The following is an 8,163-nucleotide window of genomic DNA, read 5'->3' on the forward strand; positions in this document are numbered from 1 at the left end:
CAATACCAGCGCACAGCCCAAAGAATGATTTCGCCCTGAAAATGCCGACCATGGAAAGGATTCATATGCTGCACCTTTAGCTAAAACAGTCTTCAGCTTACCATTCGTGGTTATTTGCAACAGTGCCAGTGGGTCAGGGTGGGACGGCTTAAAAACCCTTGTTGCAATGGCAACCAGGCTGACCGCCACCATGGCCGACGATCCGCTCAATCATGTGCTCGACGGTTATCACCGCTTCCGCCGATACGCTCCACGCATGTTGCGCCTGCTCGATCTGCGAGCTGCGCCCGTTGCACTGCCGCTTCTGGAAGCGGTGACGGCCCTTCGTACCGGTTTGAACGATGCCGCGATGACCAGCTTCTTGCGGCCCAGCTCGAAATGGCATCGCCACCTTCGGGCCCAGAGGGCTGGCGACGCTCGCCTATGGGAGATCGCGGTGCTGTTCCATCTGCGCGATGCGTTCCGCTCCGGAGATGTCTGGCTTACTAGGTCCCGGCGCTATGGCGATCTGAAACACGCACTCGTTCCGGCACAATCCATCGCGGAAGGCGGTCGTCTCGCTGTGCCATTGCGGCCGGAGGAATGGCTGGCAGACCGGCAAGCTCGCCTCGACATGCGGTTGCGCGAGCTTGGCCGTGCCGCTCGCGCAGGCACGATCCCGGGCGGGTCGATTGAAAACGGCGTTCTGCATATCGAGAAACTCGAAGCCGCCGCGCCGACAGGCGCCGAAGATCTGGTGCTCGATCTCTACAAGCAGATCCCGCCCACGCGCATCACCGATCTCCTGCTGGAGGTGGATGCGGCGACCGGCTTCACCGAAGCGTTCACCCATCTGCGCACAGGAGCACCCTGCGCTGACCGGATCGGGCTAATGAACGTTATCTTGGCGGAAGGGATCAACCTCGGCTTGCGCAAAATGGCGGATGCGACAAACACCCACACCTTCTGGGAATTGATCCGCATTGGACGGTGGCATGTCGAGGGCGAAGCCTATGACCGGGCGCTGGCCATGGTGGTCGAGGCACAGGCAGCGTTACCCATGGCCCGGTTCTGGGGCATGGGCACGTCGGCTTCGAGCGACGGACAGTTCTTCGTCGCTACAGAGCAAGGTGAGGCCATGAACCTGGTCAACGCGAAATATGGCAATACCCCGGGCCTGAAAGCCTATAGCCACGTCTCCGACCAATATGCGCCGTTCGCAACCCAGGTGATTCCTGCAACGGCAAGCGAAGCGCCTTACATCCTCGATGGCCTGCTGATGAACGATGCTGGACGCCATATCCGCGAGCAGTTCACCGACACGGGCGGCTTCACCGATCACGTCTTTGCCGCATGTGCCATTCTCGGCTACCGGTTCGCTCCGCGCATCCGCGACCTGCCATCCAAACGGCTCTACGCGTTCAATCCGTCGGCCGCCCCGGCGCACCTGCGAGCGTTGATCGGCGGAAAGGTCAACCAAGCCATGATCGAGCGCAATTGGCCCGACATCCTGCGCATCGCCGCCACCATTGCTGCCGGGACCGTCGCGCCAAGCCAGATTCTGCGGAAACTCGCCTCCTATCCGCGGCAGAACGAGCTCGCGACAGCCCTGCGGGAAGTCGGTCGCGTCGAGCGCACCCTGTTCATGATCGACTGGATTCTGGATGCCGAACTCCAACGGCGTGCCCAGATCGGGCTCAACAAAGGCGAAGCTCATCATGCGCTGAAGCGGGCAATCAGCTTCCACCGCCGCGGTGAAATCCGCGACCGTTCCGCCGAAGGCCAGCATTACCGCATCGCCGGCATGAATCTGCTCGCCGCCATCATCATCTTCTGGAACACCATGAAGCTCGGCGAGGTCGTTGCAAACCAGAAACGCGATGGAAAGCTGCTATCGCCCGATCTCTTGGCCCATGTTTCGCCGCTCGGATGGGAACACATCAATCTCACCGGAGAATATCGCTGGCCAAAGCCTTAGCGTAGGATTCCGCCCCCTCCCGCAAACGACCCCATTTTGTGATTTTGAATTAGATAATAATAAGTGATCGGCTTTGCTAATTGATGTTTTTGCTGTTGTCAGCTTAAAAGCTGAACAAGATTAAATAATGGAAATTTGATATGAATATGCGCATTCGTTTGATTGCAGGCGCAATCACCGCACTCATCGTGGGCTTTGGTTTTATGGCCTATGATAAATATACAGGCCGTGAATGGGTCGTCTCACCTGATCAGATTGAAGCGGCTCAAAGCAGTGGTAAAGCGGGTGTGGAAACACGTCCGGGCACGGTTGCGGTACGTGCAATCCGCAGCGAAGATGCGGATATACTGCCATTTAAATGGCTTGGTTATGGTTTGGTTGCAGGGTTCTTTGTCGTCTATTCAACACGCAAACCAAAAGCTGCACCAAAAGCATAATCTTTAAGTTAATCATTTTAAAAGCCTCGCTTTGCGGGGCTTTTTTATGTTGCATCTGCTAAGTTATTTTGTGGCTTTCTTCATTTCCAGACCGGAAATTAAAGCATCCAATCCATATTCAAAGGCAAAATCGGCACCTTCCGCATCGAATGTATCAAAGGCATGAGATAGAAACTGTGATGGCTGTGCAGGGGCTTCTTTTGAGGCTTGTTTGCGTTCAGAACTATCTTCGAGGGCTGCTTGCTGCTCACTGACAGAGCCCGTCGTATAATGACTGACAATCACTAATGCCCGTACGGCATCGGGCTGTTCAAATCCGCTCTCACATAAAAATCTGATCTGTTTTTCCACGCGCTCATATTGCGCACTGGTTGGGCGTGTGCCCGCATGAATGCGTGCGCCATCACGATAAGAAAGCAGTGCGCTACGAAAGCTGAGTGCATTTTCTTTTAAAAAGACACGCCAGTCTTCTCCTGTCTGAGGCACGGTGCGGGTGTGATTTTTTTCTAACATGGCTTCAGATAAGGCATCAAGCAGGGCGCGCTTATTGCGAAAATGCCAATAAAGAGCAGGTTGCTGCACCTTCAGGCGCTCGGCCAATTTTCGCGTTGTTAAATTGTCAACACCGACTTCGTTGAGAAGTTCAAGTGCAGCCTGAATAACGGTCTCACGATCCAATTTGGTCATTTTATTGCATTACCTCTTGACAATTTATCGTTGATAAAGTTTATTATCGCCAACTTATCAATGATAAATAAAAGTCACATCTATGTCAAAATCACTTATAACCGCACTCATTGTTGTCGCGCTTGATGCGATTGGTTTGGGATTAATCATGCCGGTGGTTCCGGCTTTATTAAATGAATTTGTACCGGCAGAGCAAACAGCATTTCACTATGGTGTTTTTTTATCGCTTTATGCGTTTATGCAGGTCTTTTGCGCGCCCGTTTTAGGGCGGTTATCTGACCGCTATGGACGGCGGATTATTTTGCTGGTTTCATTTTTAGGTGCCACGATTGATTATAGCATAATGGCGGCAGCGCCTGTTTTATGGGTGCTTTATATCGGCCGGATTATCTCAGGTGTTACCGGAGCAACTGGTGCAATCGCGGCATCAATTATCGCTGATACAACTAAACAGGAAGAACGTGCGCGTTGGTTTGGTTTTATGGGGGCGTGTTTTGGTGCAGGTATGATTGCAGGGCCTGCTATTGGCGGTGTTCTTGGTGATATATCTGTGCATGCGCCCTTTGTGGCAGGGGCTCTTCTCAATGCAATTGCCTTTTGTTTGGTGGCTTTCTTGTTGCCCAAAACGCCGTCACAACCGCCTGAAGGACAGCCAGCCAAAATCAATTTGTTTGAAGGCTTTCGCTTCAATTTTGCAGTTCAGGGACTTGCCAGCTTTTTTGCGTTGTTTTTTCTTATGCAGCTGATTGGGCAGGCGCCCGCCGCTTTGTGGGTGATTTATGGCGAACAGCGCTTGAATTGGGATATTGGCACAGCAGGTGTGTCGCTGGCCGTTTTTGGTGCAGCACATACATTCGTACAAGCTGTTTTAACCGGCACTCTTTCAAAGCGACTGGGTGACCGCGGTGTGTTGCTGCTTGGAATGGGCGCTGATATGTGCGGGTTTTTATTGCTGGCTTTTATCACGCAAAGCTGGATGGTTCTGCCGGCAATTTTTATGCTGGCCACAGGCGGCATTGGTATGCCTGCTTTGCAGGCCATTATTTCAGGTCTTGTTTGCGATGAAAAACAAGGTGCTTTACAGGGAACTTTAACGGGGTTGACGAATATAACCTCGATTATCGGGCCGGTCGGATTTACGACGCTTTATGGCTTAACCGCGGGGCAGTGGGATGGTTGGGTTTGGCTCGTCGCAGCAAGCCTTTATCTTATTGCTATACCATTATTGCGCCAGTCAGCCAGTTTATTGCGATCTTAAAATCTTGGCGGGAGATCAAGCAATCCCGCCAATAAAACCGCTGAGTTCATCAAGACGCACCATTGCCATGCGCATGGTGCCACGGCAATTTTGAGCTTTGCAGCGTGCGCGTCGTTCAACTTCGTCCAAATATAATTGCTCGTGTCCTCGAATTGAGCTGATCATTGCCTTATTGATATAAACAAGGCGGTTACATTTCTTGCAGGTCATTTCTAATCTTTGATGGTCTGCAAGATCACTGGCTTTATAGCGGGTTTTCCAGTTTCCGGGTGGGGATGCCATTTTCATCACCAGAAGTCTTCAGGTGAGGGAATACGGACATAGCTGATTTTACCGCCCACATGGGGTCGTTTGCGGGAGAGGGCGAAATCCTACGCTAAGGCTTTGGCCAACGATATTCTCCGGTAAGATTGATGTGTTCCCAGGGGATAGGAGAAGTCGCTTGATATCTAGTATGACGTCTGTCGCACCTGCTTGATCGCGGCCGCGATAGCTAGATCGCGTTGCTCCTCTTCTCCATCCGCGTTCCAAGCTGCGGAAAGGCACCCATAAGCGTACGCCTGGTCGAGCAGGCGACGCGGATCGACGTCCAGCGCACGAGAGAATGCGTCCGCCATCTGTGCAATGCGTCTAGGATCGAGACAAAGGTCGTCTCTGTCAGCCGGATCGTAGAACATATTGGCGGCGCCAAAGCCCACTTCACCGACCAGACCGACGGGATCTATCACCAGCCAGCCGCGACTGGAGAACATGATGTTTTCATGATGCAGATCGCCATGTAGCCCACGCAGTTCCGAGGCATTGCTCATCATTTGATCGGCTATAATCGCCGCGTGGACGTAGTCAGTTTGACAACCTGCGTTTTGATCATCGCGCGCCCGCTGAAACAAAGCTGCAAAGCGATCCCGGATCGGGAGAAGGGCAGAAGGCAGGGGTTCCTCAGATGCGGCATACAGCTTCGCCATTAGTTCCGCTGCAATTTCGGTCGCCTGGTAGTCGCCGTGCTCGGCAACGATGTGAGAGAGCATTCGCTCCCCGGCATATTCGAGCAACATCAGATTGTTCTCACGACCGAGCAACCGGACTGCTCCCCTCCCATTGCGCCATACCAGATAGTCGGCCCCGCGCAGTTCATCAGCAATGTCTTCTATAGGTTTCAATCCCTTGACGATTGCAGGAGTCCCGTCTGGCAATGAAACTTTCCAAACGAGGCTGGAAAAGGTGTCCGCAATGAGAACAGGTTGCGAAACGTGCCAATGAGCAGGAAAAACAGGCGGCATGAACATCAACCCCAAGTCAGAGGGTCCAATCGCAGATAGAAGGCAAGGCGTTCGCGGTCGGGGGCTTCGATCCCCAATACATTGAATAGGACAGCGAAGGCGCGCTCTGCTTCATCTGGCGCTGCCCAGTTCTCTTCGGCGTTAGCAATCATGAGTGCCAAATCGGCATAGCGATCTGCTGTTCCGAGCCGCCCAAGGTCGATCAGACCCGTGCATTGAAGAGTTTTAGGGTCCACCATGAAGTTCGGCATGCAGGGATCACCATGGCAAACAACCATATCGGTGCGCTCTTGGTCGAGCCGCACCGGTAGCTCTCGTTCGACACGAGCCAAAAGATCGAGCTGCGGCGTACTCTTGTCCTCGTCCGGTAAGAAGTCGGGATTGACGGCATTGCGGGACACCACATCAACGGCGCGTCCGAACATTCGCGACAGCCTGCGCTCAAACGGACATTGATCAACCGATAGGCTGTGAACAGCGCCAAGTTGCTGCCCCATTGACGGCCACGCTTTGAGCAAATCCGCTCCAGACAGATCAGCCGCCGGTACTCCCGGAATTGCCGTTATCACCAAGCATGCACCCTCCTGTTCCTCCTGCCAGTTGATCACCTCGGGGCAAGCCACACCTCGACCTTTGAGCCAAATGAGGCGGTCACGCTCTCCAGCGAGCTCACCGCGGCGGGAAGCAGGTGCGATTTTCGCGAAGGCATGCCCGTCACCACGTCGAAAAACAAAATCACCAGATTCTCCGCCTCTGACAGGCAACCAGTCAGAATGCGATTCACCAAAAAAAATATTAGTTCGATTCAATGGAGGTTCCTTCAGTTTTCTGATGAAGCGCGGAGGTGGCTCATTTGTCTTTTCTCAACAACAACAAAATAATTTTATGGGGTAAAGGGGTATCCCCTTTCGGACTTCCAAACTTAATGAAATTAGTTTGGTAAAGTGCGCCATTCTGGAAAACCATTATAGCTTAGGAAGGCATTGAATCTCAATGGCAGGTATCCTATGCTTGAATGGTTTTTTAGGTATGGGAATTACAATGACAAATGAATCTTTAGAACAGAGAATTGCTAAGCAGGAAGAACGCTTAAAGCAACAGGAAGAACGCTTAAAGCAGCTTAAAGCTCAAAAGCAGGCTAAAGACGCTCGTGAAAAGGCAAAACAGAAAGAACAAGATCGAAAAAACGATACCAGACGTAAAATTTTACTGGGTTCTTACTTGCTCAAGAAAATGGAAGATGAAGCAGAGAAACAAAAAATACTCGCTGGCATCAACGAGTATTTAACAGAAGATCGGGATAGAAAATTATTTAATCTGCCATAATTAATTTTGTATTGTTTTTAGCATATTGATAGCAAAGGTTACTTTGCTTTCAATATCTTTAAGCACTGTTTTATGATCATTGAAATCATCAAAATGTTTAATCTCAACATCAATAATAGAGCTTAAATATCCAGTCAATATCTTTGCTTTTACTTCATTACTCTGATTGAAAATAACATCATTGAATTTGGCAACTTCTTCATCAAAATTAAAATTATCTAACTCAATCATGGTTTAAATCCTAGTTTTTTTAAATATGGAAGAAGCTGTGGTTGTTGGTCAGGATCTCGAAGCATTGTTTTAAGCCTTAATGCTAAATCTTTGTAGCTTTCACCCTCTCTAGCTAAATAACTTAATTCAGAAAGTTCTGATAATTGATTACCAAAACTATCAACCTGAGCATCAGACAGTTTAAGGAAGTTATTTTTCTGTTCTTCAAACATATCAATTGTGTCAGGGCATCTTAATTGCTCTTTTTCTGCATTTTTCTTCTTAAATTTTAGCTCAAGACTATGAAATTTATTGCCCTTTTTAATTAGCTCATATTTAACCGTATAAGGGGATTTTTCATTAATTTCAGTACATGCAGCATCAATCACACGCCTTTTTAAATCAGCAGCATTTGAATATAGACTTTCTAAAGAAAGTATTTTACGCAATTCTTTAAGGGGAATGTTGCAATAACCTGTCGACTTAAATTGCATCATTAATTGATATATTCGGAAGCTATAAGCACCACTAAAACCTTTGCAGTCTGAAAGAAAATACTGTGTGAAATGACTTTTCAGATCACTCAAATAAGGCATCATATCTTCATGGAAAACAATTCGTGCCACGACATTATCATCGCTATTTACAACGATTGGCAGGCTATCTAAAAGATTATGCAGTCTAAGTGCATTAATAAATTCTTCGTCATTCTTGGCATCAGGATATTGCTTTTTTAAGCGTTCAAAAGTTTCGCTTTTAAAGTGCAATACATTGTGAAGCCAATGCGTTTCCAAGTCACCAATAGGTGTTTCTATTATTACTGTTCTTTTGATTAAATCACTACAAGCAGAACGAATCTCACGAGCCACATTCTTAGGTTCTAAAGTACTCTCGTACAATAACTATTGTAATGCTACTAATTAAGTTGCTTAAATCTAAATAATTAAACATAGCTGCAAACATGAATCTCAATTTTTTATTCGGCTTTATCATAATTATTGTTGGCGG

At 49.1% G+C, this 8,163-nt stretch carries 9 protein-coding genes and 2 pseudogenes; 4 read left to right on the top strand and 7 right to left on the bottom strand.

The window, feature by feature from the left end; genetic code table 11:
* Positions 1–192: pseudogene (locus FTV09_RS18185) on the bottom strand (hypothetical protein); the annotation flags it as partial.
* On the opposite strand from FTV09_RS18185, the pseudogene FTV09_RS16230 reads away from it, so the two are divergent.
* Positions 128–1,957, top strand: a pseudogene (locus FTV09_RS16230) (Tn3 family transposase); the annotation flags it as partial. The pseudogenes FTV09_RS18185 and FTV09_RS16230 overlap by 65 nt on opposite strands.
* 140 nt (positions 1,958–2,097) lie before the next feature.
* Positions 2,098–2,394 (top strand): hypothetical protein, encoded by a 297-nt coding sequence (locus FTV09_RS16235; protein ID WP_044501921.1) that lies wholly within the window; start codon positions 2,098–2,100, stop codon positions 2,392–2,394.
* A gap of 63 nt (positions 2,395–2,457) precedes the next feature.
* On the opposite strand, the gene tetR(Y) is transcribed toward FTV09_RS16235, so the two are convergent.
* Positions 2,458–3,081: a tetracycline resistance transcriptional repressor TetR(Y) gene (tetR(Y), locus tag FTV09_RS16240; protein WP_011931118.1), complete on the bottom strand. Its 624-nt coding sequence runs from the start codon at positions 3,079–3,081 to the stop codon at positions 2,458–2,460.
* Positions 3,082–3,163: 82 nt separating this feature from the next.
* Here tetR(Y) and tet(Y) point away from each other — a divergent pair, with 82 nt between their 5' ends.
* Positions 3,164–4,339 carry a tetracycline efflux MFS transporter Tet(Y) gene (gene tet(Y), locus FTV09_RS16245; protein WP_011931119.1) on the top strand — a complete coding sequence of 392 codons (1,176 nt, stop codon included), beginning with the start codon at positions 3,164–3,166 and terminating at the stop codon, positions 4,337–4,339.
* Between the two features lie 15 nt (positions 4,340–4,354).
* On the opposite strand, the gene FTV09_RS16250 is transcribed toward tet(Y), so the two are convergent.
* The 3 genes from FTV09_RS16250 to aph(3'')-Ib all read right to left on the bottom strand — a co-directional run bounded on the left by FTV09_RS16250 (position 4,355) and on the right by aph(3'')-Ib (position 6,428).
* Positions 4,355–4,621 carry a hypothetical protein gene (locus FTV09_RS16250; protein WP_052928020.1) on the bottom strand — a complete coding sequence of 89 codons (267 nt, stop codon included), beginning with the start codon at positions 4,619–4,621 and terminating at the stop codon, positions 4,355–4,357.
* 167 nt (positions 4,622–4,788) lie between these two features.
* The gene (locus tag FTV09_RS16255) at positions 4,789–5,625 is read right to left on the bottom strand and encodes an aminoglycoside O-phosphotransferase APH(6)-Id (RefSeq protein ID WP_000480968.1); all 837 of its coding nucleotides are present in this window, start codon (positions 5,623–5,625) and stop codon (positions 4,789–4,791) included.
* Complete coding sequence (gene aph(3'')-Ib / locus FTV09_RS16260; RefSeq protein WP_001082319.1) at positions 5,625–6,428, bottom strand: aminoglycoside O-phosphotransferase APH(3'')-Ib; 804 nt, start codon at positions 6,426–6,428, stop codon at positions 5,625–5,627. Before aph(3'')-Ib ends, FTV09_RS16255 begins: the two co-directional genes overlap by 1 nt.
* A 232-nt stretch (positions 6,429–6,660) precedes the next feature.
* Here aph(3'')-Ib and FTV09_RS16265 point away from each other — a divergent pair, with 232 nt between their 5' ends.
* Positions 6,661–6,945: a hypothetical protein gene (locus FTV09_RS16265; protein ID WP_034619196.1), complete on the top strand. Its 285-nt coding sequence runs from the start codon at positions 6,661–6,663 to the stop codon at positions 6,943–6,945.
* On the opposite strand, the gene FTV09_RS16270 is transcribed toward FTV09_RS16265, so the two are convergent.
* Complete coding sequence (locus tag FTV09_RS16270; protein ID WP_005028396.1) at positions 6,946–7,176, bottom strand: hypothetical protein; 231 nt, start codon at positions 7,174–7,176, stop codon at positions 6,946–6,948. It lies immediately after the preceding gene.
* Positions 7,173–8,024: a RepB family plasmid replication initiator protein gene (locus FTV09_RS18190; protein ID WP_119065088.1), complete on the bottom strand. Its 852-nt coding sequence runs from the start codon at positions 8,022–8,024 to the stop codon at positions 7,173–7,175. Before FTV09_RS18190 ends, FTV09_RS16270 begins: the two co-directional genes overlap by 4 nt.
* Positions 8,025–8,163 lie beyond the last annotated feature (139 nt).

Source organism: Acinetobacter sp. YH12227, assembly GCF_013417785.1.
In the GTDB taxonomy this organism is placed as follows: Bacteria; Pseudomonadota; Gammaproteobacteria; order Pseudomonadales; family Moraxellaceae; genus Acinetobacter; species Acinetobacter gandensis.